This window comes from uncultured Campylobacter sp., from assembly GCF_937949835.1.
In the GTDB taxonomy this organism is placed as follows: Bacteria; Campylobacterota; Campylobacteria; order Campylobacterales; family Campylobacteraceae; genus Campylobacter_B.
In genome coordinates, this window is record NZ_CALEDC010000094.1 from 1 (window position 1) to 1,737 (window position 1,737).

Sequence of the window (1,737 nt, forward strand, 5' to 3'; positions counted from 1 at the left end):
GAGCCCCTTCGCTAACGGTGTAGGCGACGCTGCAAATAACGGCGGTGGCTCAAGTAGCGTAGGCGGCAGCGCAAGTAGCGCAAGCGGCGGCGCGAGCAGCTCAGACAAAGACGGCGCCAAAATTTTTCTTATCCAAAACGCCACTCAGTCGCAGCTTGCGCTTCTTAGCTACGTTTACGTTGCAGGCGTAATCGAGCAGGTTTTGGCGCAAGATTACGGCTTTTTAAACGCAAATTTAAACGCCGCTGCAAGGCCCGTCGGCGTGAATTATCGCAGCTGGTTTAACGAAGCCAACGAATCGACGTGGTATCTCGTATCTGCCGAGTACGTGGGGATTTTGGGGCTCATCTGCCTATTTATGGTCGCGGTCGTGATCTCGCGCGAATGGGACCGCGGCACGATCGCCTCGCTTTACAACTCCAACGCAAGCGCGCTTGAGATCGTCACTGCCAAGGTCGGCGCGTATTATTTCCTAGCGCTTTTGGGCGGCGCGATGACGCTCGTTTACGGGCAGGTGCTTTTGGGCATCCCGATCCGCGGCAGCGTGGCGATGCTGCTGGCGACGCTGTGCGTCTTCGTGCTGGAGATGACCTGCCTAGGCATGCTGATCTCGGCGATCTGCAAAAATCAATTCCTAGCGCAGGAATACGCCATCGTCATCGGCTACCTGCCCGTTACGCTGCTTAGCGGCATGATCTTCGATCTGCGCGGATTGCCCGCGGCGGTCAACTTCATCGGGCACCTGCTGCCGCCCACATACGCGGTCGAGTCCTTTCGCATCTGCTTCCTATCGGGCGGACAGAGTGCGACGCTGTGGATAAACCTCGCCATTCAGGCGCTCGGAGCGGTTTTGTTTTTCAGCTTGTGCGTGCTTAGCGTAAAAAGGGGCGCACGATGAAAAATTTATTTTTGCTTTACGCTTGCGCGGAGAAATTTCGCGCCACAAAAATCGGCGCAATTAATATTTCGCTTTCGCCCAAGGCATCGATGGCGGAATTTCACGCCGCCAAAAGAGAGGACGCGATGAAATTTTTAGAATTTTTTCGAAAGCGAGTAGAGCGTGGGCTTGAAATTTTAAAATTTCTCAGCGTGAGGAATTTTGACTTGCAAGGTGCAGCGGTGAAGCGTGGATCTGAAATTTTAAAATTTAGCGCCGCAGAGAGCTTAAAAAGCCGCGCCGCGCCACAAAAACGAGCGGCGGAATTTTTAAATTTTACGCCTATGCCGTGCAATCGGTTTGAAATTTTAAAATTTACGCGCACTTCAGCGCGTCTTGCGGACACAGCGCAAAATTTCATATCGAAGTGCGGATTTAAAATTTTAAAGTTTATTCACAAGCCGCTGCATGTTCTACGCCATGCTTTAACACGTGCTCTACGCTGCACTTCGCTACGCGCGGATAAAGCCGAAGCATGGTGCGCGGCATGGCTTACTTCGCAGCATTCGTACGACGCGGTAAAAAAACGGCGCGCGGTTAAGATTAATTATGCGGGCGGATATTCGAATTTTATGCGCCGCCGCATAGTGCGACTTCGTAGCGTAGCTGCACGGCACGGCTACAAAACGGCGCGCGCGGGAAAGCTTAGCAAATTTGACCTCGCGGACGCGCTTTTAAATTTTAAATCGCGTTTTGCGATGCAGCTTTGCAGCGCGATTACACGGCGTAACTACGAAGCGTGGCGTAGCGAAATTTACGCCGTTTGCTTGCATAAGTACCCTGCTTTGATTCGAGCCGCA

The 1,737-nt window shown here is 52.7% G+C and carries 2 protein-coding genes; both read left to right on the forward strand.

Annotation, left to right across the window (positions count from 1 at the left end; all coding sequences use genetic code 11):
- Positions 1-898: ABC transporter permease (locus Q0256_RS02070; protein ID WP_297959612.1), on the forward strand; the 898-nt coding region annotated here is incomplete at its 5' end.
- Positions 895-1,737, forward strand: an 843-nt coding sequence (locus Q0256_RS02075) for a hypothetical protein (protein WP_297959613.1), incomplete at its 3' end; no start/stop codon positions are given. The genes Q0256_RS02070 and Q0256_RS02075, both read left to right, overlap by 4 nt.